General features: G+C 60.5%; 28 protein-coding genes and 1 riboswitch. Of the genes, 15 read left to right on the top strand and 13 right to left on the bottom strand.

Features of this window, described 5'->3' with window-relative positions; translation table 11 throughout:
- Positions 1-12 precede the first annotated feature (12 nt).
- Positions 13-1578, bottom strand: a complete 1566-nt coding sequence (locus ACO07N_RS13975; protein ID WP_421981602.1) for an EAL domain-containing protein — start codon at positions 1576-1578, stop codon at positions 13-15.
- Between the two features lie 341 nt (positions 1579-1919).
- Here ACO07N_RS13975 and ACO07N_RS13970 point away from each other — a divergent pair, with 341 nt between their 5' ends.
- The 7 genes from ACO07N_RS13970 (at position 1920) to ACO07N_RS13940 (ending at position 8730) form a co-directional block, all read left to right on the top strand.
- Complete coding sequence (locus ACO07N_RS13970) at positions 1920-2684, top strand: hypothetical protein (RefSeq protein WP_421981601.1); 765 nt, start codon at positions 1920-1922, stop codon at positions 2682-2684.
- Positions 2685-2850: 166 nt separating this feature from the next.
- Positions 2851-4344: a sigma-54 dependent transcriptional regulator gene (locus ACO07N_RS13965; RefSeq protein ID WP_421981600.1), complete on the top strand. Its 1494-nt coding sequence runs from the start codon at positions 2851-2853 to the stop codon at positions 4342-4344.
- A 115-nt stretch (positions 4345-4459) separates the two neighbouring features.
- Positions 4460-5029 (top strand): hypothetical protein, encoded by a 570-nt coding sequence (locus ACO07N_RS13960; RefSeq protein WP_421981599.1) that lies wholly within the window; start codon positions 4460-4462, stop codon positions 5027-5029.
- Positions 5030-5320: 291 nt separating this feature from the next.
- Entirely contained in the window at positions 5321-5608 is a 288-nt protein-coding gene (gene groES, locus ACO07N_RS13955) for a co-chaperone GroES (RefSeq protein WP_306141045.1), read from the top strand.
- 57 nt (positions 5609-5665) lie between these two features.
- Positions 5666-7309 carry a chaperonin GroEL gene (gene groL, locus ACO07N_RS13950; protein ID WP_421981598.1) on the top strand — a complete coding sequence of 548 codons (1644 nt, stop codon included), beginning with the start codon at positions 5666-5668 and terminating at the stop codon, positions 7307-7309.
- 103 nt (positions 7310-7412) lie between these two features.
- On the top strand, positions 7413-8027 hold the full coding sequence (locus ACO07N_RS13945) for a LysE family translocator (protein ID WP_421981597.1): 615 nt from the start codon (positions 7413-7415) through the stop codon (positions 8025-8027).
- A 64-nt stretch (positions 8028-8091) separates the two neighbouring features.
- The gene (locus ACO07N_RS13940; RefSeq protein ID WP_421981596.1) at positions 8092-8730 is read left to right on the top strand and encodes a 2-hydroxychromene-2-carboxylate isomerase; all 639 of its coding nucleotides are present in this window, start codon (positions 8092-8094) and stop codon (positions 8728-8730) included.
- 11 nt (positions 8731-8741) lie between these two features.
- Here the strand turns inward: ACO07N_RS13940 and ACO07N_RS13935 are convergent, their stop codons facing one another.
- Genes ACO07N_RS13935 through ACO07N_RS13925 form a run of 3 tightly spaced genes read right to left on the bottom strand, consistent with a single transcriptional unit; the run spans position 8742 to position 10823 of the window.
- On the bottom strand, positions 8742-9935 hold the full coding sequence (locus tag ACO07N_RS13935) for an RNA polymerase sigma factor (protein WP_421981595.1): 1194 nt from the start codon (positions 9933-9935) through the stop codon (positions 8742-8744).
- A complete protein-coding gene (locus tag ACO07N_RS13930) occupies positions 9932-10285 on the bottom strand; it encodes a YciI family protein (RefSeq protein ID WP_421981594.1) in 354 nt (117 codons plus the stop codon). Before ACO07N_RS13930 ends, ACO07N_RS13935 begins: the two co-directional genes overlap by 4 nt.
- 28 nt (positions 10286-10313) lie before the next feature.
- Positions 10314-10823, bottom strand: coding sequence for an SRPBCC family protein (locus tag ACO07N_RS13925; protein ID WP_421981593.1), 510 nt, complete (start codon positions 10821-10823; stop codon positions 10314-10316).
- Positions 10824-10997: 174 nt separating this feature from the next.
- Between ACO07N_RS13925 and ACO07N_RS13920 the strand changes: the two genes are divergently transcribed.
- On the top strand, positions 10998-11870 hold the full coding sequence (locus tag ACO07N_RS13920) for an NUDIX domain-containing protein (protein ID WP_421981592.1): 873 nt from the start codon (positions 10998-11000) through the stop codon (positions 11868-11870).
- Between the two features lie 18 nt (positions 11871-11888).
- On the opposite strand, the gene ACO07N_RS13915 is transcribed toward ACO07N_RS13920, so the two are convergent.
- Positions 11889-12296, bottom strand: coding sequence for a hypothetical protein (locus ACO07N_RS13915; protein WP_421981591.1), 408 nt, complete (start codon positions 12294-12296; stop codon positions 11889-11891).
- A 157-nt stretch (positions 12297-12453) separates the two neighbouring features.
- Here ACO07N_RS13915 and ACO07N_RS13910 point away from each other — a divergent pair, with 157 nt between their 5' ends.
- The gene (locus tag ACO07N_RS13910; protein ID WP_421981590.1) at positions 12454-14241 is read left to right on the top strand and encodes an HTTM domain-containing protein; all 1788 of its coding nucleotides are present in this window, start codon (positions 12454-12456) and stop codon (positions 14239-14241) included.
- 53 nt (positions 14242-14294) lie between these two features.
- On the opposite strand, the gene ACO07N_RS13905 is transcribed toward ACO07N_RS13910, so the two are convergent.
- Positions 14295-14999: a glutathione binding-like protein gene (locus ACO07N_RS13905; RefSeq protein WP_421981589.1), complete on the bottom strand. Its 705-nt coding sequence runs from the start codon at positions 14997-14999 to the stop codon at positions 14295-14297.
- 168 nt (positions 15000-15167) lie between these two features.
- On the opposite strand from ACO07N_RS13905, the gene ACO07N_RS13900 reads away from it, so the two are divergent.
- From ACO07N_RS13900 to ACO07N_RS13880, 5 genes are all read left to right on the top strand, one after another.
- A complete protein-coding gene (locus ACO07N_RS13900; RefSeq protein WP_421981588.1) occupies positions 15168-15380 on the top strand; it encodes a SlyX family protein in 213 nt (70 codons plus the stop codon).
- A 366-nt stretch (positions 15381-15746) separates the two neighbouring features.
- Positions 15747-16760 (top strand): efflux RND transporter periplasmic adaptor subunit, encoded by a 1014-nt coding sequence (locus ACO07N_RS13895; RefSeq protein ID WP_421981587.1) that lies wholly within the window; start codon positions 15747-15749, stop codon positions 16758-16760.
- Positions 16760-17995, top strand: a complete 1236-nt coding sequence (locus tag ACO07N_RS13890) for an ABC transporter permease (protein WP_421981586.1) — start codon at positions 16760-16762, stop codon at positions 17993-17995. The genes ACO07N_RS13895 and ACO07N_RS13890 overlap by 1 nt, the downstream gene beginning before the upstream one ends.
- A complete protein-coding gene (locus ACO07N_RS13885) occupies positions 17992-18714 on the top strand; it encodes an ABC transporter ATP-binding protein (protein ID WP_421981585.1) in 723 nt (240 codons plus the stop codon). The genes ACO07N_RS13890 and ACO07N_RS13885 overlap by 4 nt, the downstream gene beginning before the upstream one ends.
- A gap of 58 nt (positions 18715-18772) precedes the next feature.
- A riboswitch (SAM-I-IV-variant riboswitch) is annotated at positions 18773-18896 on the top strand.
- Positions 18897-18937: 41 nt separating this feature from the next.
- Entirely contained in the window at positions 18938-19225 is a 288-nt protein-coding gene (locus ACO07N_RS13880; RefSeq protein ID WP_421981584.1) for a hypothetical protein, read from the top strand.
- Positions 19226-19240: 15 nt separating this feature from the next.
- Here the strand turns inward: ACO07N_RS13880 and ACO07N_RS13875 are convergent, their stop codons facing one another.
- The 3 genes from ACO07N_RS13875 to ACO07N_RS13865 all read right to left on the bottom strand — a co-directional run bounded on the left by ACO07N_RS13875 (position 19241) and on the right by ACO07N_RS13865 (position 20527).
- Positions 19241-19579: an acyl-CoA thioesterase gene (locus ACO07N_RS13875; protein ID WP_421984428.1), complete on the bottom strand. Its 339-nt coding sequence runs from the start codon at positions 19577-19579 to the stop codon at positions 19241-19243.
- Positions 19580-19811: 232 nt separating this feature from the next.
- Positions 19812-20033 (bottom strand): hypothetical protein, encoded by a 222-nt coding sequence (locus ACO07N_RS13870; protein WP_421981583.1) that lies wholly within the window; start codon positions 20031-20033, stop codon positions 19812-19814.
- The gene (locus tag ACO07N_RS13865) at positions 20024-20527 is read right to left on the bottom strand and encodes a group III truncated hemoglobin (protein ID WP_421981582.1); all 504 of its coding nucleotides are present in this window, start codon (positions 20525-20527) and stop codon (positions 20024-20026) included. Before ACO07N_RS13865 ends, ACO07N_RS13870 begins: the two co-directional genes overlap by 10 nt.
- Before the next feature lie 97 nt (positions 20528-20624).
- Here ACO07N_RS13865 and ACO07N_RS13860 point away from each other — a divergent pair, with 97 nt between their 5' ends.
- Complete coding sequence (locus ACO07N_RS13860; RefSeq protein WP_421981581.1) at positions 20625-21047, top strand: RrF2 family transcriptional regulator; 423 nt, start codon at positions 20625-20627, stop codon at positions 21045-21047.
- A gap of 365 nt (positions 21048-21412) precedes the next feature.
- On the opposite strand, the gene ACO07N_RS13855 is transcribed toward ACO07N_RS13860, so the two are convergent.
- From ACO07N_RS13855 to ACO07N_RS13840, 4 genes are all read right to left on the bottom strand, one after another.
- A complete protein-coding gene (locus ACO07N_RS13855; RefSeq protein ID WP_319385995.1) occupies positions 21413-22102 on the bottom strand; it encodes a Crp/Fnr family transcriptional regulator in 690 nt (229 codons plus the stop codon).
- Positions 22103-22323: 221 nt separating this feature from the next.
- A complete protein-coding gene (locus ACO07N_RS13850; protein WP_421981580.1) occupies positions 22324-23121 on the bottom strand; it encodes a ChbG/HpnK family deacetylase in 798 nt (265 codons plus the stop codon).
- Between the two features lie 105 nt (positions 23122-23226).
- Entirely contained in the window at positions 23227-24717 is a 1491-nt protein-coding gene (locus ACO07N_RS13845) for an ArnT family glycosyltransferase (protein ID WP_421981579.1), read from the bottom strand.
- 19 nt (positions 24718-24736) lie between these two features.
- A complete protein-coding gene (locus ACO07N_RS13840) occupies positions 24737-25897 on the bottom strand; it encodes a glycosyltransferase (RefSeq protein ID WP_421981578.1) in 1161 nt (386 codons plus the stop codon).
- Between the last annotated feature and the right edge of the window lie 358 nt (positions 25898-26255).

Genomic DNA, 26255 nt, shown 5'->3' with positions numbered 1-26255 from the left:
CGGTTTCGGGATCTACCCGGCCGCCGTTCGCGCCGGGCCCGGCGCCGCCGTGCCTTGCAGGACTTCGGCCCTGACCGGGCGCGGCGGTGAGAACAGGTTGCCCTGGGCGAACTTCACGTCATAGTCGAGAAGCTCAAGGACCTGGGACTCCGTCTCCACGTGATCGGTGATCAGTTCCATTCCGTAGCGATGCAGCAGATCGCCGAAATCCGACGGATGAATGTGACCGTGGTTGGCCTCGCGCCTGCCGATCAGATAGTCGCCATGCAACTTGGCATATTTGAAGCCCCGGCCCGCGAGCGAGTTGAAATCCATCTTCATGTCGCTGATGCGATCGATGGAAAACCGGAAACCGGCTTCGTAGAGCGCATTCAGGCTTTCAAGTTCGATGCCACCCATTGCGGCGACATCGGTCTGGGAAAACTCGAACACGAGCACGTCGGCATAGGCCCGGTTGGATTGGACGAATTCAAGGAAGCTCGGGAAAAAGGCGTCATCAATCAGGGACGCCGAAGAGATGTTGCAAAACAGGATCGCATTCCGATTGCGCGACGTCAGCCGCTTGATCACCTGCAGCGACCGTTGCAGAAGCAGGCTGTCGATACGCGAGATCTGCCCGGAAAGAACGGCTTCGGGAAGAAAAACGCTTGCCTCGACCGCATTGCCCTCGGTGTCGCGCAACCTGGTAAAGGCTTCGTAGTATTTCACCTGCCTCTGGGGCAGGGTCACGATCGGCTGCAGGAAAAGTTCAACCCGATTGGCATTGAGGGCGGAAGTGATCAGCTCCCGCATGGCCAGGTTCGGTTTCGGCTGATCGGCAGCGGCCGAGCCGGTGTCAGCGAACGGGAAATCGTCTTCAGGACCAGCCTCGCGTCCGGCCTGCGAACCGGCTCCGAAGGGGACAGGCGCGGGCCCGGCCGCCGCGACCGGAGTAACGCCGTATTTGCGGTCCCAGGCCTCCATGTCGGCCTGCGCGGCGCTTTCACCGGCCTGGACCTGGCCGTGATGCCAGTGCGGCGGTTCGGCAGGCATGGCTGGCGGCTGACCGGGGGTCTGCTGCTGCCCGGCATGCGGCACGGCGACAGGCGGCGCGGCGGTGGCGTGCGGCGGGGCTGAAAAGGCCGGGGGTTGTGCGAATGCCTGAGCGCGCATGTCCGGCTGCGTTTGGGGATAGTGCGGCAAGGATGGTGCCGGAGGCGGTGGTGCCAGCGCCTGCTGGTCTTCGACCCGGGTTTCAAGGTCCGACATGGCCTCGGCCATCTGCTTCACCAGGGTTCCCAAAACCTCCACTTCCGCGAAGAGCGGGTCCATCTCGGCACGCGTTCTGCGAGGCATGGTGTGTTCCATGCCGGTCAACCGTCCCTCCAGATTACCGACATCCTCGTCCAGATCCGCCATCCGGTCTTCGAGGCGATCGACCGCTTCGCTGACCGCGCCGCGATCCCGGGCCCGGCCGACCAGCAGGTGGATCAGGATCATCGTGCACATGAGTGCAAGCGACAGGGACACCGCTTCGCCGAATGGCCGCCCGAACTGGAATATCAGCACCGTCGCGGACGACAGTGCGATAATGGCCATGCATATTGCTACAAAGATGGTCCCCGTCCGGCCCATGGTGTCTGAGAGTTCCGACCCGAATCAAAATTACCGGTCAATCATGCCTTAAGATCTGGCACACTCCGAATCCGCAAGCCCGTTTCCGGTGCGAAATGCGTGACTTGTCCCCGACTAAGCACAACCAAAGGCGCTGACAATCGGGTTTGCGCGTAAATTCAAAGACGGAGCTCATACTTGCTCCATCTTGAAGACGGCACGTGACGCTGCGGATTTAGGGATTTGCAATCACCTGTAAGTCGGTTAAAATTACGTTAGGGCAATTTGTCGTGGTGCTTTTGAACCGGTTACCATAGGGGACTGGAATGCACGCCGCCGCCCGCACGGGACGTCATCGCACAGATCGAAGAGACCAGGACGAACAGGCCGAAACCGGCCCGCTCGCCCAATCCAGCGCGATCGAAACCGCTCCCGTGGAGCGCAGCGACGGTCCCGGGTGCAGCGATGAAAGCGTGAGGGCCGCCCTGGTCAGCGCGCTCGAGAGCCCCGAGTTTCGCTCCGCACCGCAGCTCAGGTCTTTCCTCGACTTCATCGTGCACGCGGCGCTGGAGGACAATCAGGAAAAGATAAAGGGCTACACGATTGCCGTGGAAGCGCTGGGGCGCTCCGAGGACTTCAATCCTGTCACCGATCCGATTGTACGCGTCGAGGCCGCGCGGCTGCGCCGCCGTCTGGCGAAGTATTACGCGGGTACCGGAGCGTCCGAACGCGTGCGCATCGTCATTCCGAAAGGAAGCTACGCCCCGGAGTTCGAGGCGATCCCGCAACCTGTGATCGACAAGGACGGTCCCTCGCCTTCGCACGATATCGCCACCATGTCGGCTTCACAGGGAAGTGGCGATGCACTCGCTTCGTCCGAAATGCCGGCAAACGCGGACGCTTCCGGGACACGCCACATTGACCCGGAACAGAGAGACATCGAAACCTCGCCCCTGCGCACCTACAAGGAAGTGCAGCCGTTGAGCGGCCCCACCGCCCAACCCCTGTTCCGCAAGAACGTCTCGTTACCAGTCGCGCTCGCCTTGGCCCTGGCATGCTTTCTTGCCGGCTTGCTGGCGGGCTCGCTCTGACACCCGGTTTTTGCTTAACAACTCGCAATCTTGGCGAGATAACTCAGCAAAAACTGCAAATTGCATCATCTGACAACGCTTTGTTTACCCTGTTCTGAGAATTATCAGGATGACGAATCTTTCGATGTCCGTCTGACCCAGATCTAGTGATGGGAGTTGCCCAGCGATGGGGAGTAATGAGGGCAATGCGTTGCCTGTGATTGTACGTGTACTTGATGCATCGGCTTCCGAAGCCGCACGCACCTCTGCTGTTTGCGCAAAACTGTCCACCTCTTGCGCCGATCCAATTCTCTATACGGACTCCGCCTCCTGCCTCCAGGATCTTGCGGACAAGTCAACCGACATTCTCATCATCGACCTGGAAACGATCGGCGGCGACGAAGCTCTGGAGGCCTATGCCGTCAGATGTCCAAAAGCCGTGATCATGGCGGTTTCGGCCAAGGGGTCCGTCTCGCGCGCCGTCAGTGCGATGCGCGCCGGAGCGCACGATTTCCTGACGAAGCCCTTTTCCCTGGATGCACTTGCATCAAAGATCTCGTTTCAGCTGAAGCAGCGCAGACCGGTGCCAGATGCGCCGACAGTCGAGGCGAGTGCCCCCTCGGACGTGAGCAGAACACCTGATCGCCAGCCTTCCAAGGCTCCACCGGCGCCGGCCACAAAGGCCGAAACACCGGGTACCGGCAAACTGATCGGCGTCTCCGTCCAGATGCGCGATGTGCACGAGCAGATCGCCCGCATGGCGCCTTCCCAGGCCCCGGTCTTCATCACCGGTGAATCCGGAACGGGCAAGGAACTGTGCGCAAATGCCATTCACGACCTGTCGGAGCGCAATCCGAACCGGTTCGTCACGCTGAACTGTGCCGCGATCCCGCGCGACCTGATCGAGAGCGAAATATTCGGCTACATGCGGGGCGCTTTCACCGGTGCCACGGAAAACCGGACCGGGGCCGCCGAGCAGGCCGACGGCGGCACGCTGTTTCTTGATGAAATCGGTGAAATGGATCTCATGCTGCAGAGCAAGCTGCTGAGGTTCCTGCAGACCGGCACGTTCCAGCGTCTGGGCGACACGCAATCCCGCCAGGTCGATGCCCGCATCATTTGCGCGACAAACAGAAACCCGGTTGCGGAAATCACCGCCGGCCGGTTCCGCGAAGACCTCTACTACCGGCTTCACGTGCTGCCGATCCACTTGCCGCCCCTGAGAGAACGCCGGGATGACATCCTGCCCCTGGCGGAAGCCTTCCTGACGCGGTACTCCACCGAAGAGCGCCGGAGTTTCAAGGGGTTCGATGCGGATGCCGAGGCGCGGATCCTGTCCTATTCCTGGCCCGGAAACGTGCGGCAGCTTGAAAACACCGTCCGGCAGATCGTCGTCATGAACGAAGGCGCAGCGGTCACGTTCGACATGCTGCCGATGGTCATCCGCGATCAGAGCGGCCGCCCGAATGCCGTCATCGACCTTTCCAGGGAACGCTCGCGCATCAGCGCGCCAAGCCGGCCGTTCGGTGCCATCGAACCCTTGTGGGCGCAGGAGCGCAAAATCATCGAGGATGCGCTCGACGCCTTTGACGGCAACATCGCGATGGCTGCCGCGGCACTGGAAATCAGCCCGTCCACCATATACCGCAAACGGCAGTCCTGGACAGCGCGCAGCATTTAACCGGCTATTGTTTACTGCATCGCACACATTTTCTTGTGTAACGCCTTAAGTCAGTCTATATCGGCAAAAATTCGCCAAGAATCGACAAGACTAAAAGGTGTTCCGGAAAGTGAACATGCTGCGCAACAATCGGATATCCCGAAAGGCCATTTCCGCTCTCCTCGTGACAACGGGCGTCGTTGCCGGGACGTGTTCCGCACTTGCGCAATCCCCCACCATTGCCACCCCCGCCGCAGCCTTCACCACGGCACAGGGCGCTTATGACGCCGCGTGGACCGAAAACGGCCTTGCCTTCCTGGTTGCGACCTTCACCCAGGATGGCGGAACGGCTTACGGCCAGTACTCACCGCGCAGCGGATCGGTTTTTCGCGACGACGAAGTGATGTCGATCTACGCCGAACCCGTGGGCTACGCCTTCACGGAAACGGATGGCGTTTATGCCTTCGACCTCACCGCGAGCTACAGGCTACTCAACTCCTCCGGGCAGGTGCTGGCCGAACAGGAGAATTTCGCGGAGTTTTCCGGCGAAGGCCGGTCGAAGCAGCGCGAGCTTGCCGCGGCACTTTCGTTCCAGTTCAGCGGGCTTCCGGCCGGTGAATACGAGCTCGAAACGCGTTTCAAGGACCAGACCGACGGAAAAGAAGCCGGTTTTACCTTGCCATTCACCATCGCCGATCCCAACTAGGGCTTGAGCGCGTCGAGCGGGCAACAGGGGGCCGGAAACCGGTCCGTACCGCCGCAACCGCGTCGCCGGGTCGCGGCGGCAGGCAATTTGGCCGGATCTCCGGATTAAATTCTCGTCACAAAGCATTGACAAAACGGGCGCCGCTGCATAAATCCATGGCGCTGTTAGCACTCGCCTTGAGGGAGTGCTAGCGTGCAGCGGGAATGACGCATTCCTGCTTCAGTCAACCCAATAATCATGTCTCGCGCGCTGCCAATTGCGTGGGGCGCGCTCATGAGAGGAAACAGTCTTATGGCATTTCGTCCACTGCACGACCGTGTCGTAGTTCGCCGCGTCGACTCCGAAGAGAAGACCGCCGGCGGCATCATCATTCCGGATACAGCTAAAGAGAAGCCGCAGGAAGGCGAGATCATTTCCGTCGGCACCGGCGCCCGCAAAGACAACGGCGAAATCGTTGCGCTCGATGTCAAAGCCGGCGACCGCGTTCTGTTCGGCAAGTGGTCCGGCACCGAAGTCAAGATCGATGGTGAAGACCTCCTGATCATGAAGGAATCCGACATCATGGGCGTGATCGCTTAATCCGACAGCGAACCGCTCCTGATCTCTTCAACTTCCCAATTTAGGTGAGACGACTCTATGTCTGCTAAAGAAGTAAAATTCTCCTCCGACGCACGTGAGCGCATGCTCCGTGGTGTCGACACCCTCGCAAATGCCGTCAAGGTAACGCTCGGCCCGAAAGGCCGTAACGTCGTTCTCGACAAGGCCTTCGGCGCACCGCGCATCACCAAGGATGGTGTTTCCGTTGCGAAGGAAATCGAACTGGAAGACAAGTTCGAAAACATGGGCGCACAGATGGTGCGTGAAGTCGCTTCCAAGACCAACGACATCGCTGGTGACGGCACGACAACCGCAACCGTTCTGGCCCAGTCCATCGTCAAGGAAGGCGCTAAATCCGTTGCCGCCGGCATGAACCCGATGGACCTGAAGCGCGGCGTCGACATGGCCGCGGCTGAAGCCGTCAAGGCTCTGGAAGCCGCTTCCAAGACGATCACCACGTCCGAAGAAGTTGCCCAGGTCGGCACGATCTCCGCAAACGGCGACGTTCAGGTCGGCCAGGACATTGCTGAAGCCATGCAGAAAGTCGGCAACGAAGGTGTGATCACCGTCGAGGAAGCCAAGTCCCTGGAAACCGAACTCGAAGTCGTAGAAGGCATGCAGTTCGACCGTGGCTACCTGTCCCCTTACTTCGTCACCAATGCCGACAAGATGCTGGCGGACCTGGAAAAGCCTTTCATCCTGCTGCACGAGAAGAAACTCTCCAACCTGCAGGCCATGCTGCCGATCCTGGAAGCTGTCGTTCAGTCTTCCCGTCCGCTCCTGATCATCGCTGAAGACGTCGAAGGCGAAGCGCTGGCAACCCTCGTTGTCAACAAACTGCGCGGCGGCCTGAAAATCGCAGCTGTCAAGGCGCCGGGCTTCGGCGACCGCCGCAAGGCCATGCTCGAAGACATCGCCATCCTGACCGGCGGTACCGTGATCTCCGAAGATCTCGGCATCAAGCTGGAAAACGTTTCCCTCGACATGCTCGGCACCGCCGAGAAAGTTGCGATCACCAAGGAAACCACCACCATCGTTGACGGTGCCGGTTCCAAGGAAGACATCGACGGCCGTGTCGGTCAGATCAAGGCCCAGATCGAGGAAACCACTTCCGATTACGATCGCGAGAAGCTCCAGGAGCGTCTTGCCAAACTCGCAGGCGGCGTTGCCGTTATCCGCGTTGGCGGTGCGACCGAAATCGAAGTGAAGGAAAAGAAAGACCGCGTCGACGATGCTCTGAACGCAACGCGTGCGGCTGTCGAAGAAGGCATCGTACCGGGTGGTGGCGCAGCCCTGCTCCGTGCGAAGAAAGCAGTCTCCGCGCTGTCTTCCGACAATGCCGACATCGAAGCCGGTATCAAGATCGTTCTGCGTGCTCTTGAAGCTCCGATCCGTCAGATCGCTGAAAACGCTGGTGTCGAAGGCTCCATCGTGGTCGGCAAGATCCAGGAAAACGACGACGACACCTTCGGCTTCAACGCGCAGACCGAAGAGTTCGTCAACATGATCGAAGCCGGCATCATCGACCCGACCAAGGTTGTCCGCACGGCTCTGCAGGATGCAGCTTCCGTTGCCGGCCTGCTGATCACCACCGAAGCCATGGTTGCCGAGCTGCCGAAGAAAGACGCAGCGCCGGCAATGCCGGGTGGCGACATGGGCGGAATGGGCGGCATGGGCTTCTAAGAAGCCCCAGCTCAAAAGCTTTACGGAAAGGGCGGCTCAAGGGCCGCCCTTTTTGCATGCCGCGCTCTTTGTCTGTCTGTCCCCAGTCTGTTACAGCTAGCGCATGGACCCTGCTTCTCTCCTTCTTCTGGCGACCGCGACTGCCGTGCTCGTCCTGATCCCCGGACCCAACGTGGCACTTTTTGTTGCGAACACGCTCGCCCACGGCCCGCGCTACGGTTGCGCAACGGTGGTCGGAACGACGATCGGCGTGGGCGTTCAGCTCGTGATTGTCGTGCTCGGGTTTTCCGCCCTGCTTCAGTTTGCTGCAAGCGCGCTCGCCGGGCTGAAATGGGTTGGCGTTGTCTATCTGATCTATCTGGGCGTCCGCGCCTGGCGTCAGGGAATTGACGATGCGGACCAGGTTCAGGCAACCGGAGGAACCTTGACCGGGTTGTTCTTCCAGGGCCTGTTCCTTGCAATTGCCAATCCGAAGACGCTTGTCTTCATCGCGGCCTTCCTGCCCCAGTTCACCGGCGACGTGCCGACTGCGGCCCACATGGCAACGGCAGCAGCCGTCTATCTCACGATCGTCTTTTTCGGTGATCTCCTTTGGGTGGCGGCAGCGAATATCTCCCGGCCGCTGGTCCTGCAATTGGGGCGCCTTCGTCACAGACTGACCGGCGCGCTTTTCATAGGCGCCGGCGTCGGTCTCGCGCTGGCCCGCGTCGAGCGCTGACACACAGTTTTCCTCACATCCGCACCGAAGCAGACCTTTTCACCGAAGATCGAGAAAGCGCGTTATGTCCGTTGTCGAATATGTCTATTCCGCTCATTCCGCATTTGCCTATCTCGGCTCGGCCGAGATCCTGCGGATCTGTTCGGACCATGAAGCCGTTCTGGTTCATCGGCCTGTCCTCCTTTCGCCCGTGGTCGAAGCACAGCGCAGTCCCGCCTTCCGCAAGCGGACACAGCAGCATGTCGACTACTTCTTCGGGCGGGAGATCGAACGGTGGGCGGAGTTCCGCTCCGTCCCGATCATCAACCACCGGCCGAGCCAGCATGACGCCGACTACAGCATCGCGTCGGGCATGATCATCGCCCTGGGCGAAACAGGTTCCAGCACCGACAGGATGGCGCACCGGCTCATGGAAGCGCACTGGCGCGACGACGTCGACCTGTCGGATGTGACCGCCCTCAAGGCGATTGCGAGCGAACTCGGGCTCGACCCCGAGGCGCATCTTGCGCAAGCCGCCTCGCAGGAAGTCCAGGAGAGGCTGCAGGAAAATACGAAATGGGCGGTCTCGAAAGCGCTGTTCGGGTCTCCGACCTATGTCGTCGACGGCGATCCGTTCTACGGACAGGATCACCTGCAACTGGTGGAGCGTGCGCTGCAAACCCCGTTCAGGCCGAATGACTGGTCCAATCCGCGTGTCGAGTGAACACCCCGGCGTTATGCCAAAGCAGCCAACCGCGCGCGCAGAAGATTGATCGTCGGCAAATCGGTTGCGAGGGAAATTGCCTTTTCATAGCAGCGTGACGCCGCCTCGCGGTTGCCGCGCCCCGCGTTGAGGTCTGCCCGAGCCGCCCAGAGCGGCTGGAAGCCGGTTCCGGCCTGCGCCTCTGCAATCTCGAGCGCCCGCAATCCCGCGGCCGGTCCGTGCAGCCTGCCGGTGACGACAGCCTGCGCAACCAGTCCGCCGGCAGACGGCGCCTGTTGCTGAAGCGCGAAATAGAGCTTGTTCAACGCCTGCCAGTCAGTCTGGCCGGTGTCCTTTCGCGCAACATGAACGGCTTCAATTGCCGCTTCGATCTGAAACCTTCCGACCGCTGATTTGCCATAGGCGCGGGTCAGCTGCCGGTTGCCGTAGGCGATGAGGTCGTCGCGCCAGAGGGAAACATCCTGTTCACCGGTCGGCACCAGCATGCCGTCCATGATCCGCGCCCCGGCTCTTGCATGGCTGAAGGCGATAAGCGCCGCCAGGCCAAGAGCCTCGGGATTATCTGCCATCAGGCGGCTGGAGAGATCGGCAAGATAGAGTGCCTCGTCACCCAGCGTGTCAGCCGGGTCCAGCCAGTCATGAGCATGCAGCGCATAAAGCGCTTCAAACAGGGCGGAGCTGCGTTCCTCCAGAACGGCCCCCTCCGGGATCTGGAACGGAATACCCGCGTCCCTGATTTTGGCCTTGGCACGGACCAGGCGCTTGGCGAGCGCAGCGGGCGAAATCAGGAACAATCGCGCGATGATCCTGGCTTCCATGCCGAGAACGGTCTGAAGCATCAGCGGAACATGCAAATCAGCCGCGATCGCCGGATGGGCACATACCAGCAGCAGCGACAGCCGCTTGTCAGGCAGGCCCTCTTCCGTTCGATCATCGCCGGGCATATCGGGAATTTCAGATTCGCTCGGAAAACGCAGCTGCTTTCGCTGCCAGTCGGTCAACGTGTTGCGGGCCGTGGTGAGCAGCCATGCATCAGGCTTGTCCGGAACACCCTTCGAGGGCCAGTGATCAAGTGCCTTGGCAAAGGCATCCGCCAGGGCATCTTCCGCCAGCGCGATGTCATGGGTGCGCGCCGACAGGAGCGCCAGGAGGCGTCCGTAGCTGTCCCGCGCAGCCAGTTCGGCTGCGCGCGCAGCGTCCGTCACACCGAGCCCATCGCAGAGGCCCTGATCTCGACCTTTCCGGTCTTGGCGGCGGGGCACTTTTCAGCCCAGGCCATGGCCGCATCGAGATCCGGCACGTCAATGACGAAAAACCCGCCGAGCGTTTCCTTCGTGTCGGCAAACGGTCCGTCCTGCACCTGCCAGCTGCCCCCTTTCAAGGAGAGCGTCGTGGCGGTTTCAACCGGCTGCAGCCAGTCCGTATCCACGAAAACACCCGCCTTCTGCAGGGCTCCGATATAGGCTCCATATACCTCCTTTTCGGCGGCCCAGTCTTCCGGTGTCATGCCGGCAAGATCGGCCGGGTCGGTGTAAAGCAGAAATGTGTAACGCATGTTCAAAATCCTTGTTGTCTCAATCTGATCAGGTGGCGGAGGCCAGGTTGTCAAGGCCCTGCTCGAAGCTCTTGCCCACCATACCGTCGAGGAATAGCCCGAACACGCGGGCAACCGGATTGAAGCCGAGATCCATATCCATGGTCCAGGTGACTTTCGTACCGTCGGGCATGCCTTGCGCGGAGATTTCCTGCACCGGTTTGCCCATCGGGCCCAGATCGATGTCGTAGCGCACACTGGTTTCCGTCACCCTGGCGACGGTCTGGGTGCCCTTGCCTTCCTTGCCGTCGAAGTGAAAGCCGGACCCTACGCCCGTATCCGGTCCGAAGGGTTTGATTTTCAGCGCCGGATCGGAGGTCAGATACGGGTTGAATGTCTGATATCCGTGGTTCGAAGCCGCCAGCTCCAGAATGGTTTCCGGTGATGCCGCAATCTTGGCATGGCGCTCCACATGCACGTTTTTCGGCAGCAACAGCGTCCCGGCACCGAGCAGCGCAACCACGCCCGCACCGCCTGCGAGGATCGTCCAGATCGTCATTTCCATCTCCTGTCAAATCAGCAAAGGCGACATTGCCTTCACTCACATGACGAACGGGGCGATGCCCGATGGACATTTGCCGCATTTTTTTCAAACCCGGCCGAATTCGGTGGTCATGACACGGCTGCGGCGACCCGGTACCATCCATGCATGACAGGCCGCCAGGGTACGGATATGGAATTGCTGCTGTTATGCGCCGGTGCGCGTGACAAGACGTGGACGGGCGCGAAGACCGCCTGCCCTCTGCGCACGAAAGGCAAACGGCAGGCGCAGAAAATCGGCTGCTGGCTTGGCCGGAAAGGCCTGCGCCCGGATGCCGTCCTAACCGAACCTGCGAACCGCGCGCAGGTAACGGCAGAAAAAGCTTTGAAGGCGGCTGGTTGGACGGCGGGTGGCATAAAAGCTTCGAAAGACCTGTCCGAAGGGCGCCTCCCCCCGCTTTCGGCCGAAAACCGTGTGCTCCTCGTTGCCGCCCCGAAACGTATCAAGGCCTTGGCAACCCATTTGGCACTTGAGATTGAAACCCTTTCCGGCGCGCTTTTGATTGTAGAAACTCGGGCGGGCCGCGCCAATTTGCGCGAATGCGTCGACCCACGGGATCTGCCGGACCTCTTTCCCCATCCGTCTCCGGACGGACCCGAGCGCAGACCAAGACCAGCCTACTACTACACCCAATCGGCGGTCATTCCCTTTCGAAGAACGAAGGCGGGCACGGAAGTTCTGATCATAGGGTCCAGCAGCGGCCGCCACTGGGTCGTTCCAAAGGGAATTATCGAACCCGGTTTGAGCCCGGCGCGGTCGGCCATGATCGAGGCCCGCGAGGAAGCCGGTGTGGAAGGCTCGACCGGCGACGAACCGCTCGGGTTCTATCGCTACGAGAAATGGGGAGCGACCTGCGATGTGGCCGTTTACGCCATGGAGGTCAGCCGGGTCCTGCAGGAGGGAGCGTGGGAGGAAAATCACCGGAACCGGCGGTGGGTGCCGGCTGAAGAAGCAGCAGCGCTTCTGAATGAGCCCGCACTGAAGAAACTCGCCCGGTTGATCTAGGAGCGCCTCGATCGTCCCTCATGCCCAGTCGAAGCGTACGCCTCCGAGATAGAAGATCGCCATACTGACGGTCGTGGCAAGAACGCCCGTGCCTGCGGCTTCCAGCCATTCCCCGTTAGAGGGGGCAGCCGTGTTAAGCGCGCCGTCGTGGATCGGGACCGGACTTTCGAGCATGGGTTCGTTGAACCAGCCATCTTCCTGAAGACTGGTTGCAACAATGGCTGCAGCCGGCTCGTCGAGACGCAAGCGTTGCTGGACCCTCGTGATTTCGCGCCTCGTCAGGTTTTCGTAGTAGAGCGTCTCGTAGGCGTAGAACGGACCTGTTCCGGTGTTCCTGGCGACGGCAGCGGTGGCAAAGATCACTGCGACAAGCGCCACTGCGACAAACCGGACAAGGCCGCCACGTGTTCGACTGATTGCCCGCATCCTTGCTCCTTCAATATGATTTTCTGCAGAAACGCCGTCGTTTGCCGCGAATGCCTTCGGGTACGGCCCCTAATCCAAATCTTTACGAAACTTCGGTATTTTTTGCGGTGTTTCAAGATCATGGCATGTTTCGACATGCCCAGAAGCGGTGTGTCTCTTGGCGGTTAGACTGGCATCCATCAGGACGGTTTTCGGAGTAGATCTTCGCACGCTGGCGCTGTTCCGTGTCCTGCTGAGCCTGTGGATCCTGATCGATCTTTTCATGCGCGCACGCGACCTCGTCGCCCACTATACCGACGCCGGTGTGATGCCGCGCAGCGTGCAGATCGAGCATCTTTACGCCACGACGTGGTCGTTCCACCTGGCAAACGGATCAGCCTGGTTCCAGGCCCTGCTGTTCTTCGTGGCCGGACTTGCCGCCCTTGCGCTCATGCTCGGCTGGCGCACCCGCTTGATGACCGTGATTTCCTGGGCTTTGCTTTTGTCGTTGCAAAACAGAAACACGTTCATCCTGTCCGGCGAGGACAATCTTGCACTGATGCTGCTGTTCTGGGCCATGTTTCTGCCGCTTGGCGCGCGCTATTCGATCGATGCCGCCCTGTCGCGGCGGCCTGTCTTCACCGGAAACGCCTATTGCACGATCGCAACCGCCGCCCTGCTGCTGCAGGGCATGTCCATGTACTTCTTCAGCGCGCTGTTGAAGACGCACCCTATCTGGACGCAGGACGGCACGGCCGTCTACTACGCGCTGCAGCTCGATTATCTGGTCACGCCGTTCGCTCTCTGGTTCCGGCAATTCGAGGGTCTCCTGACGGGATTGACCTTCTACGTCTACGTGCTGGAACTGGTCGGCCCGATCCTGATTTTCTCACCGCTGTTTCACCGCACATTCCGAACGGTGCTGATGCTGGCCTTCATCACCATGCATCTGTCGTTCGCGCTCTTCCTCGAGATCGGCTTCTTTCCGTTCATCTCGATCATCATGAACCTGACCTTCATGCCGGGCTGGATGTGGGACAGCCTCGCGCGCCTCATGCCTGCACGCGCGGACAGGCCCGTCGCCATCTGGTTCGATCGCGGCTGCGATTTCTGCGAGAAAACGTGCCAGATCCTGAAGGTGTTTCTGTTCCTTCCCGCAACGCCCGTCCGGCCCGCGCAGGACGATGCGGAGATCGGACCCGAGCTCGAAGCGCGCAATTCATGGGTTCTGACCGTCGGAAACGACCGCCACTTCAAGTTCGACGCGCTGAGCAGGCTGATCACGATTTCGCCGGTCTTGTTTCCGCTCGGGACGCTTCTGGGCCTCAAGGTCTTCCGGAAACCCGGTGACCGGATCTATGACTGGGTCGGGCGCAACCGGTCCTCGTTCTCGCGCGTTACGGCATTCGCGCTGCCGTGGTGCGACCGGCCACCGCGCTTCGGTGCCGTCACGCAGATGCTTGCAGCAGCCGCCTTCGTGTTCGTTACCGTACAGAACATATCGACCGTTCCGGCAAGCGGCCTGACGCTGCCCGCTCAGTTCATCGGCGTACGACAGGCACTCGGGCTTTACCAGAACTGGACCATGTTTGCGCCCTATCCGGAAATGACGAGCCCCTGGCCGGTGATCGAAGGTGAACTTGCGGACGGGACGATGGCGGACGTTTATAACGGCAGGACCGGTCTGGCCGATTTCGAAAAGCCGGAGATCGTTTCGCGACGCTATGCGAACTACCGGTGGCGCAAGTTCCTGTCGAATCTCGAGGACCAGTCCTATGAAGACGAAACGCAGGTCCTCGCTCTCAACTATGCCCGTTACCTTTGCCGGGACTGGCCGGACCGCATGACGGCCGTGGCTGCGCTTTCCAACTTCGTCATCTATTTCCAGATCGAGCGCACGCCACCTCCGGGCGACCAGAAGACGGTCGAGACGCGGCAGGTCTGGATACATGACTGTTTCGGTTGATTGCTTTTGCCGGTCTCTCCGCGAATACGGAGAGACCGCGCCGTGTGCCGTACCTAGTCACGGGCCGGAATGTTAATCGCCTTCTGGCTGGCAGGACGTGTCATGCAGGTGTCGACCCACCGGACGACATTCTTGAAATCGTGGTAGCCGACGACGTCGGCCGCCTCGTAGAACCCGTTGATGTTGCGCGCCCACGGCCAGGAAGTGATATCGGCGATCGTGAACTGGTCGCCCATGATGTAGTCACGGCCATCAAGCTGCTGGTCGAGCACGGCCAAGAGGCGCTTGACCTCGTCGCGGTAGCGTTCGAACGGACGGCGGTCTTCATATTCGCGGCCCGCGAACTTGTGAAAGAAGCCGAGCTGCCCGGTCATCGGGCCGAAACCACCCATCTGCCACATCACCCACTGGATCGCCTCATATTTCTTGCCCGGATCGGAGGGGATCAGTTTCCCGGTCTTTTCTGCCAGGTAGATCAGGATCGCACCGGATTCCCAAAGTGCGAGCGGTTTGCCGCCGGGGCCGTCCGGATCGATGATCGCGGGGATCTTGTTGTTGGGATTGAGCGACAGGAATTCCGGAGTCAGCTGATCGTTCGTCCCGAAGTCGACCTTGTGGGGCTCGTAGGGCAAGCCGGTTTCCTCGAGCATTGCCGAGACCTTGATCCCGTTCGGCGTCGGCAGCGAATAGAGCTGGAGGCGCTCTGGGTGCATTGCTGGCCATTTCTTGGTGATCGGGAAATCGGACAAGGCGGTCATGAAAATCTCTTTCGTTGTGCCCCTGCAGGTGGCGCGGGGATCCCGTTGCTCATATAGCACTCACGCAGCGCGATTAAACCCATCGGCATGTTGCGATGAATAAATTTGTTTTCGGGACCCGTTTCGCCCTGTATCACCGGCGCCCGACACAAGACAGGGGGATGTTCCATGCCAACAGATCATGAAGCACGGATCGAGCAACTTGAAATCGACCTGGCGCATGCGGGCCGCACGATCGAGGATCTCAACGGCGTGGTCGTGGAACAGGGCAAGCAGATCGATCGCCTGAGGCGCCTGGTGGACAAGATGACCGACCAGGTGGAGGAGCTGGCGGAGCAGGTTCTTCCCGCCCATCACGTCGAGAAACCACCGCATTATTGAACGCCAGCCGCGAACGCGAGCCATAGTTCGGAATTGTTTCCCGGTTTTGTCATCCCGGTTTGCCGTTCGAGCGGCAAGACCGGGATCCAGTATTCCCCGCGGCCAGAGGTAAAAAGGAGACGGAGGAACCAGTGGTTACTGGTTTCCGGCCTTCCCGGAATAACAAGTCCATTCACCCGGGATCCCCTCGCAAGACCCGTTTCCAGGTAAACCGGGCCGCAATGGGTCGGAATTGATCCATGACATGGACGCTGTGACGGCAGACCCTAGTGTGATGATCCTGAAACATGCCTTCCCTGGTGGCAATCGCCGGAGCGTGTTTCGGACTGAGACGACTCATGTCGTGACAACACACACGGATGCCACATGCGTTCACTTCGCTTTCCTGTGCTGCTTTCCCTGCTCGCTGCCGCGATCGCGGCCGCATACTGGTGGGCCAGCCGGCCGCCGGAGGTCAACGTTATCCGGCCGCACCGGGGGAGTGCCGCCGAGGTCGTATATGCCACCGCGGTGGTCGAGCCTGTCCGGTGGGCGAAGGTCACGAGCATCATTCGCGAGCGCATCATTTCGCTTTGCGGCTGCGAGGGCGCGGAGGTCCGCCAGGGCGACCAGCTCGCGGAGCTAGACAGCGGCGACGCCCGCGCGACGCTCGCGGAGCTGGAAGCGCGCCGCGAGCTCGCGCAATCAGACCGGGAGCGCACCCTGCAGCTGCTGGACCGGCGTGTCGTGAGCCAGCAGGTCTACGACAAGGCGCAGAACGAGGTGATCCGCATCAACGCCATGATCGCGGCCCAGAAGGAACGGCTCCGGGACTACCTGATTACCGCGCCCATGGACGGTGTCGTTCTGCGTCAGGACGGGTCCGTTGGCGAAGTCGCGGAACCAGGCGAAATCCTATTCTGGATCGGGCAGCCCCTGCCCTTGCAGCTGGTTGCGGAAGTGAACGAAGAGGACATTCCGAAAGTCCGCAAAGGCCACAAGGCGCTCATCCGTTCCGATGCATTCCCGGACGAGATGCTCACGGCAACGGTCGCAAGCATCACCCCGAAGGGCGATCCAGTTCTCAAGAACTACCGTGTCTATCTCGAACTTCCCCGCGACACGCTGCTGCGGATCGGAATGACCACGGAAATCAACATTGTCACCCGCGAAAAGGACGACGCCCTACTGCTGCCGCTCGCAGCCTTTGACGGATCGGTCCTGCAGGTCCTGAAAGACAAAAACCGGATTTCGCGAGTGGACGTCAAGACCGGCATTCGCGGCACGAGAACGGTCGAGGTGCTGGAAGGTGTCAGCGAACAAGACCAGATTGTTTTCCCGTTCCTGGAAGATCTATCGGAAGGAGACAAGGTCAGCCCGAACGCCGAAGGAGACAGGTAGTGCTGCTTCTCCGGATCGCATCGACGCATGTCCGCAACCGACTGCGGCAAACCATTGTTTCCACGCTTGGCGTTGCGCTGGGTGTCGGCTTTTCGGTCGCCATGGCCAGTCTCATGGAAGGCTCGCAACGAGATTTCATGACAACCCTGATCGAAGCCATTCCGCATGTCGAAATTCTGGACGAGAAACGCAATCCGGCCGAACAGCCCGCGACCGCCATTTACGACGCGGTTGCCTTCCACGGTCTCCGGCCCCTCGAAGACCTGCGCGGCATCCGCAATCCGACCGAGGCGATCGCCTCGCTGCGCGAGTGGGTCGACGGCGACTTCGCCCAACGGCTGAGCGGGCAGTCCGTGCTGCGCTACAGCGGACAGGATATTGGGATGACGCTGGTTGGTGTGGTGCCGAAGCGCGAACTGAAGGTTTCCAAGATCCGGGATGACATGCGGACCGGCAGTTTCGAAGCGCTCGATTCGACCGCGAACGGCCTGGTGATCGGACGTAAGGCCGCGGAGCGTCTCGGTGCCGAACTAGGCGATACGGTAACGCTGACATCGGCAAACGGTCTCGCGAAACGCTTCAAGATCGTCGGGCTGTTCCACACGGGCATCACGACAAGCGACGAGGGCCTGGCCTATGCGCCGCTCAAGGCGGTGCAGATCCTCCTGGAAAAACCGGACATCATCAACAGCATTTCGGTCAGGCTTGCCGACATCAACGACGCAACCGAGATCGCGGCACGTGCCGAGCGTCAGCTGGGCTACAAGGCCATTTCCTGGGAAGAGGCCAATGAAGGTCTCATGGAAGCCTTCGTCGTGCGCAATGCGATCATGTACACAGTTGTCGGAGCCATCCTCGTGGTTGCCGGCTTCGGTATCTTCAACATCGTGTCCACGATCGTCCATGAAAAGGCCCGGGACATTGCAATCCTGAAGTCGCTCGGTTTTCCCGAAACCGACATCCAGCAGATCTTCGTGCTCGAGGGCCTGGTGATCGGCATTCTCGGGGCGATGGCCGGGTGCCTGCTCGGCTTCGGGCTTTCAAGTTATCTCGCCACGGTCAAGTTCGAGGTCACGACCGACATTGAGATGACCCGGCTGCCGATCCACTTCTCGTATGTGCACTATGTCCTTGCCTGCCTTCTCGCGTTGTTCTCGTCCGGAATCGCGGGGCTCATTCCGGCCAGGAAAGCCGCAAAACTCAATCCCGTCGACATCATCCGGGGGGCGACATGAGCGCAGCCCGGCCTCAGGCGGCACCTGGTGCCGAGCCGCTTCTGCAGACCCGCAGCCTCACCCGCATTCTGCCCGCAATTGTTCCGGTCACGCTGGTTGAGGATATTGATTTCAGCGTCGGGACGTCGGAGTTTGTCGCCATCACCGGCCCGTCCGGCTCCGGCAAGTCGTCGCTGCTCTACCTGCTCGGCCTGCTCGACAGGCCGACATCCGGCGAAGTGCTGATCGAAGGCTGCCCGACGGCGGATCTCACCTCGGGCGAAATGGCGTCGATGCGCCTTGAGAAGATCGGTTTCGTGTTTCAGTTCCACTTTCTCCTGCCGGAGTTCACCGCCCTGGAGAACATCATGATCCCGATGCAGAAACTCGGACGTCTTTCCGCAAAGGACCAGCTCGAGCACGCGACCGGGCTGCTCGTGGATCTCGGACTGGAAGACTTTCTGCATCGCCGGCCGGCGCAGCTTTCGGGCGGACAGCGGCAGCGGGTCGCCGTTGCGCGCGCGCTCGCAAATTCCCCCGACCTGATCCTGGCGGACGAACCGACCGGCAGTCTCGATTCCGCGTCAACCGAGCAGGTGTTCGAGAGCCTTCAGGCCATCGTGGAAACGCAAAAGACGACGGTGGTCGCGGTCACGCACGACATGGATCTTGCCGCGCGCATGCAGCGCCGGGTTCATCTCGTCGATGGCCGGGTCGACTATGACCGCATCCAGTCCTGACGGGCACATCAACTTTTTCTGTCCGGCTTGCCAAGCCCGCTGTCTCATGTCATAACCGCGCCATCATCAAGAGAAGGGCTGGCGCCCTCGCCAACCTGCCAGACCGGGCAAGGTGGTTTCCGCAACAGGGATGCGGTCGTCTGGAACCTCAAAGAGGCCATTCGGCAACGAAGCGGTTTGATTGCATGCGCCAGTCCTCCTCGGGAAACCGATGGAGGATTTTTTGTATCAGGAGCCTATCGCGGGACGCGCGGCAGTTCTCATTGAAGATCACCTGGCGGCGCATGCGTCGCACGCCGATCTGGCCGTGTGGCAGCAAGCTGCCGAGAACTGCGTGATGATGCGCATCCGGAGCCTGCGGGTTCTGGGCGGTCTGCCGCGGCACAAGGCGCCGCTGTCGCAGGAACAGCGCGTGCAACGCCTGAAAGATCTGCTCAGGCTCTGGGCAAACGGATGTACCTGTGCCGTCGACGAGGATCTTTTCGCCGATATCCTGAACCGCCGGAGCTGAAGGACAGGCAGCGGCCTATTTCGGCACCGGTATCGGACGACCGTTGTCATCCACGCAGACAAAGGTGAACTGCGCTTCGGTCACCTTCTCGCGGATACCGAAACGATGGCGCAGGGCCCAGGCCTCCAGCTTGATTTCCATGGAGGTGTTTCCGACCCTGATGATATCGGTGTAGACGCAAAGAACATCCCCGACATGGACCGGCCTGATGAACTTCATGCCGTCGACGGCAATGGTGACGACCCGGGCCGATGCGCGCTGGCCGGCGGCGATGCCCCCCGCCAGGTCCATCTGGGAGAGCACCCAGCCGCCGAAAATGTCGCCCGCCGCGTTGGTGTCCGCCGGCATGGCCATGGTTCGCAGCGTCAGCTCACCGCTGGGTTTGTCAGTTTCGTCGCTCACGCCGCACCCCTCCGTTCTCTTTCGGGAAAAGACTAACGGCAGCCGGACGGATCACAAGGGTTTCCTGTCAGATCACCAACATCAGAATTGCCATGATCCACAGAGGAAGCGGTGCTGCGACCCAGATCAGCAGAATGGGCAGGCCGCGCGGCATGAGTTTGGAGAAGGTCATTTTGTTTTCCTTTTAACCGAAGACCGGCAACTCGAAGACGGTCAGTGCGCCGAGCGCCACGAGCCCCGTGACAAAGGCGAGTTTCGCGCTCCCGATCAGCGTGCGTCCGGCGACGTCGATCTTCGGCACCGGCATCTGCCGGGAGTCCAGATACATGGACAGAAGCATGAGCGAGAAAATCGCGAACCAGGCGACGACAAGGATTTCGGCAACAAGAACGATCGCTACCAGCATGATCCACTCCATTGTGATTGTTGCGAGGTGAGACTCTGCGGCGGTGAGGACCCGGCATGGCCGAACGTGGCCAGCCAGAGGCTTTGGGCGATCCGCTCCGCGACCGCCACGATCTCATCGGCCAGTTCGGGCACGAACAGTTCACGCACGACAGGGCGGAAGACGGACAGCCACTCGCCATAGTCGGAACTGACCACTTCCTTGAGCTTCAGATGCGCCGGAACAGGCTTGCCCTTGTATGCCCCGTTCTTCAGGAGCACGGATTGCCAGAAGGCTTCCATCTTCGGCAGATGCTCATCCCACTTGCCGTCCAGGCGTCCGTTGAAAATGAGACCGAGACGCGGATGTTCGCGAATGCAGCCGTAAAACGTGTGCACCATCACCTGAATGGCCTGTTCGTCGACGGCCTCGTAGCGGCGCAGACGATCGCCCGTCCTGGCGTCCGTGCGCGGCCTCAGCCTGTACCTGTCAGCGTTCAAACCCCGGGCTTCCATCGAAACCTCCATAACATTCATCTTAAATACATCTTTTAAATTACACAAACAGGCACTAAAATCAACATCTCAGATGAATGTTTTTTAGGACGCTGCCATGCGCCTCAGTCAGGCCAGCGATTTTGCCTTGAGAATCCTGATGGCAACCGGCCAGACGGACAGCCCCCAGACCGTCGACGGCCTGAGCACGAAGCTCGGGCTGGCAAAATCGCATGTCATGAAGATCGTCGCCCAACTCGCACGGGCCGGATATCTGGAAACCACACGCGGCCGCGGCGGCGGCATCCGTCTCGGCCGGTCGCCGGAGGAGATCCGGCTCGGTGATGTGGTCCGGCTGATCGAACCGGACCTCGGCGTCGTCGCCTGTCTTAAGCCCGAAGCCGCCAGTTGCGCATTCCTGCCGCGCTGTGCGTTGAAGGGCGCCATGGCACATGCCGCGGAGGCCTTTCTCGACAGTCTGAACACGCAGACGCTGGCGACGATATTGGCTGGAACACAGCGGGTCGTTTCACCTGGATAAGCACCAACAGTGTCCGAACGAACGCGACATGAATCTTGTGGTGCGATCACCCGTCGATGATCTTGTCATTCCGGCTGCAGCGTAGCGAAAGGCCGGAACCAAGAACCAACAGATTCTCATTTTTGTCTCCGACCACAAAGGATACCGGTTCCCGGTCTTGCCGCTTACGCGGCAAACCGGGACGACAAATCCGGGAAACAATCCTTTATCCCGACTTGGCACGCAACGGAGTTATGCCGCCTTCCGAACGGCATATGTTCGGCGTTGTTTTCGAAACCAGACAGCAGCGTAAAATAAGTTCCAATCGGCGATTCTGCTTTACACACTGTGGCCAGCGACTGCGCTAGCCATGATACTGCGCGCGCCTATAGCGTCGAAGCCTGCTCCAGGAAGTCCATGTCTTCCAGGCAATAATAGCCGGAGATCCGGCTGATCGTGCCGGAGCGCTTCCAGTCGTTGAGAACCCGGCTGACATTTTCACGCGCCGCGCCGGCCATGTTGGCGATGTCCGCCTGGCTGAGCTTGTAGTGAATGAGCGTCCGGCCGTCGTCCAGCTTCTTGCCGAAAGTCTCGGACAGCTGCAGCAGCGTCTGGGCAACCCGGCCGGGCAAGGGCAGGAAGGATCTCGCGGCCAGAACGTCATTGGCATGCCGCAAGCGCTTGCCGACGATTGACAGCATGTGGCGGTAGACAGCCGGGTGATCGTCGGAAAAGCGCTGGAAGGCCGCCTTGTCGATAAAGGCAAGATTTGCTTCCTTGAGGGCACTGACCGTGGCCGAACGCGGACGGCCGTCGAGGAGCGCCAGTTCGCCGACCAGATCGCCCGGGCCCAATACGGCAAGAAGCTGCTCATCGCCTTCCACGGACAGAAGGGACACCTTCAGCGAGCCTTCCAGAACGGCGTAGCAACCGTTTCCGGGGTCCCCGTTTTCGAAAAGAATCGTACCGGCTGCCAACTTCATCGGTCTGGCGAGACGGGACAGACCGACAGCGAGCTCCGGCTCCAGCCCTTCCAGGGAAAAGCTGTTTTTCAAAAAGTCTTTTATTTCTGCCACACCCACCCCCTGCCAAGGATCTTCACGACACAAAAAATTTAAGGCCACGCGCAATCCTGTGATTTCCATCACGTGCGTTCAAGAAAAAAATACCTATATCAGAGTCATGGAAGCGGGGCCGCCCCTCCCCCCTTCCTGACCTCCACGAAAAACGGCTCTGTTCCCCGCAGGGCCGTTTTTTCGTTCAAACGGTAAAAAAACCGCAGGAAGTCGGGCGTTTCTCAGCGCAGAAAAATGTTCTTGCGGTCGAGGGTCTGAAAAAATCGGTCGCTTCTCAAGACTTCATACTGACATTCGCGCACGGCGATTTTTTTCCGCGGCTCCTCACGCATCAGCCGGTCATCCGACTTACCGGGAATGGCAGCGACGAAGCTCCGGTCGCTCATGCCATCGAAATGATTGAGCAAAAGCTGTTGTAATTCCTCGGAATCCGCGGTTGGCGGCAGCGGTTCCGAGCTGGGCAGAACCGGCAGCCCGTGGCTTTTCGCAAGCCGCGCCAGGCGCAGGGTCTTCAAACCCGATTGCAGCGGCGAAATCACCAGAGGCGGTTTCCCGAAATCCGAGCGTTCCACGGCCCTGAAGACGATGCGTGCCAGGGATGTTCGCGCAAGGAGACCCTCGCGCACAGCCACGAAATCGGGCGGTCTCTGCATCAGTACGCTGTACCGCGCCAATTGGGCAATCGCTTCATCCATCAGCAGTTCGTCCGGCAGAAGCCGGAAGAAGGCGCGCCTGTTCAACTTCTCGCGAGTGAACATCCGCCCGCCGTAAATCTCCTGCATGCGCGAGCTGACCGGCATGACCCTGTCGCCGCTGAAGGCAAGCGTGATTCCGAAAAGCGTCTGCTGCCCGACCTTTTCCGCGACTTCCTGAAGCGGCCGGAATTCGCGCGGCCAGAGCTCGGTGGTCACCAGCGCACCGACCGCGCTCAACCGCCCGTTCTCGGCAAGGTCGCGCAACGCGCGATCAACGCCGAAGGCGAGACCATAATCCAGTGCACCGAGTGTAATTCGCTTCATGAAGTCTGACGGGCGGCCGTGTGAGTCGGAAAGTTCTCTTTCCCTGCGGCATTCGTGAAGTCAATGCAAGCCTCAACTCCGGTTGAAACGCCCGATTTCTTTCAGTCACCGGACCGAAAGCGGTTCGAAGACCGGTCCATTCAGGCCCTCAACCTTGTAAACAAGAAGCTCTTCCAGCGGCACGCCTTTCACCTTGCGTTCAACGACGGCGAGTTCCTCGACCGTATCGAACACCCGTTCAAGATCTCCCGCCCTGTTGCGTCGTTTTTCGGTGATGTAGAGACCCGGCTTTTCGAAAAGCCGTTCGTCAGGATCCGGCGTCATGATGTAGCGGATCCGCTCCGTCGTCTGATAGACCGGCAACCGGTCCTTCATCAGATAATCGGCCTGTCCGTTGAGGCCGTAGCTGGTGGTCAGCACAAAGGCGGCCTGTTCCTGCTCGGCGAATTCCGCCAAGGCCGCACCGATCTCGTCCCAGCCGCGTAACTGGAAGGTCGGGTCCTTGCGGGCAAGTTGCCCCGTGAGCGGGTGAACGGCATGGAACTGGACCACGACGGCGGTGAGTACACCGACGGCGACGCCCGCAATCGCGACCTTGCGCCAGAGCGCCTGATTTGCGCGCAGGGAAGTAACGAAGACGCCGGCCATGATGGCGAATGCCGGAAAGAGCGGCGCCGGCCAATTGGCCTGAACACGTGAATGGAGCGCGTGATAGAGAAGGTATGCCAAAAAGGGCAGCGTGGTCAGCAGAACCAGGGACGCAGCGCCGTCCCGCGCCCGGAAAGACTTGAACAGGATCGCCGCACCGCCGGCTGCCAGAAGCGCGATCAGCGGGTTCAAGAGCCCGACAAGCGCACCCAGAAACTCGAAGATGTATTTTGCCGTGTATCCACTGCTGCCGGCACGGCCGAACTGCTTGTAGAAACTTACCCACTCGTGGGCATGGTTCCAGTAGAGCACCGGTGAGAAACACAGAAGCGCGAGTGCACCGCCCGCCCAGAGCTGCCAGGATGTCCACCAGCGCCGGGCGTCCGGAATCCACAGGAGCCAGAGCACGATCCCCGCGCCCAGAAAAAGCAGCGAGTATTTGGAGAGAAGCCCGAGGCCCGCCATCAATCCGACCACAAGCCACCAGTTCGGGTTTTTCGATACGCTCAGCTCGGCCAGGGCCCAGAATGTCAGGCCCCAGAACACGACGGACGGTGCATCCGGTGTCGCCAGAATGCCGCCGATCCCGATCATCAGGCTGGTGTTGAGAAAGAGCACGGCCCAGCCGGCGGTGCGCACATCGAAAAGGATCGCCGCCGTGCGCCAAAGCGCGAGGGATCCGATCACGCCGGAAAAGACGACAATTGCGCGCAGGCCGAATACGGTGTCGCCGAAAAGCGCCTGTCCGGCGGTGATCCACCATCCGATCATCGGCGGGTGGTCGTAGTAACTCAGCGCCGGATACAGGCCCCAGATCCGGTAATAGGCTTCATCTTCGACAATATAGGCATTGGCCGCCGCGAAAACCTTCAGCGCCGTCAGGAGACCGACAATGACGACAAGTCCGGTTGGCCGAAGCCAGAACGGCAGATCCGAAGTCTGTGACACGCGTGTTTCAGTCCGCTCTTCAGGAACGCCGCCAGGTCAGTGCCGAGCTGGCGGCGTAGTTCCAAACCGCTCCCATGACAGCACCCGCTGTTCCCGCAACCCACCAATAGGCCGGATCCGCATAGATCAGGTTCGCGACCCCGACATTCGCAAGCACGCCGACCGAACAGACCGCATAGAACGTCACCAGACCGATCAGCGCCCTGAATCCGCGCAGGCGGCGGTCCCGGTAAGTCAGCTGATTGTTGAGGAAGAAGTTGGACGTCATGGCAACGAAGGACGCGGCTGTCTGCGCGAGATTGAACTCCACCCCGCCAAGCAGGAAGAACCGCAGCGCGACAAGATGCACGAACAGTCCGCTGGCACCGACCAGTCCGAACATCAGGAAGCGGACGGAAACGATGTCGCCGAAATACTTGGCCAGCAGGAGACCGAAATAGTCCAGCGTCACCAGGGTATCGAGCTTACTTTCGCCATGCTGGCGTTCGCGGAACGTGAACGGCAGTTCCTTGATTTTCAGCGAGCCGTTTGCGCTGGAAACGAGATCGAGCAGGATCTTGAACCCCTGCGGCGACAGGCGCGGCGCCAGCGCTTCCGCTTTTTCCCGGCGCACCATGAAAAACCCGCTCATCGGATCGGTCAAAGTGACGTTCAGCAGCTTTTGCGCCAGGCCGTTGGCGATGTTCGAGCCCCAGGCGCGTATCTTGGAAAGCCCCTCACCGACCGTTCCGCCTTCGACCTTCCGGCTTGCGACGACGAGATCCGTCCCGTCCGCCTTGATTTCCTGCAGCATCGCCGGCAGCAATGTTTCGTCATGCTGAAGATCGGCGTCCATCACCGCGACGAAAGGCGCGGACGACGACAGGATGCCTTCGATGCAGGCCCCGGAAAGTCCCCTGCGGCCAATGCGGCGGATGACCCGGACCCGCGGATCAGTGGCCGCCAGACCACGCGCCACTTCCGTCGTGCCATCGGGCGAATTGTCGTCAACGACAATCGCCTCCCAGGCGATCCCGGCAAGCGCCTTGTCGAGCAGTTCAATCAAGGGCGGAATGTTTCCGGCTTCGTTGAAGCTGGGCAGGACAACGCTGAGCTCGGCAACCCGCGCACGGGACGACTGCCGGGAGTCGTCCCAGCCCGCTTCCTCCGTGCCGTGTGCAATACTGGCTGCGCTGTCCATGTTTCAACCTTGTGGCCCGTCCGGTTTCCAGCGTTTGGACCGTGAGGGCTTCGCATCTTTCAGAATTTGCGCGGACCATAGCCCGGCAAGCGTTAAATACAAGCAAAGAGATGACGCATCCCGGCGGCAGCCCGACTTTCCACGCCTGTTTGCAGAGCTTCTGCGCGTTTGACCGCCTTTTGACGAGCAAGTGTGATGCAATCATGGCTGCGGCGAAAAGTTCGGGCATTGCGATCTGCCCATCGGGCATGGCAGCGTCTTGCCCTGTGTGCCCTGCGCCTTGCCCTCACCTGCCGTTTCGTCTAGGACAACCGCAACTTATGTGAGGCCGGTGTCCGCTTTTGTGTCTGCCGCCGGC

The sequence above is a fragment of the Roseibium sp. genome (assembly GCF_965229775.1).
GTDB lineage: Bacteria > Pseudomonadota > Alphaproteobacteria > Rhizobiales > Stappiaceae > Roseibium.
Note: the sequence above shows the minus strand (reverse complement) of the source record. Positions and strands in the feature narration are given on the sequence as shown.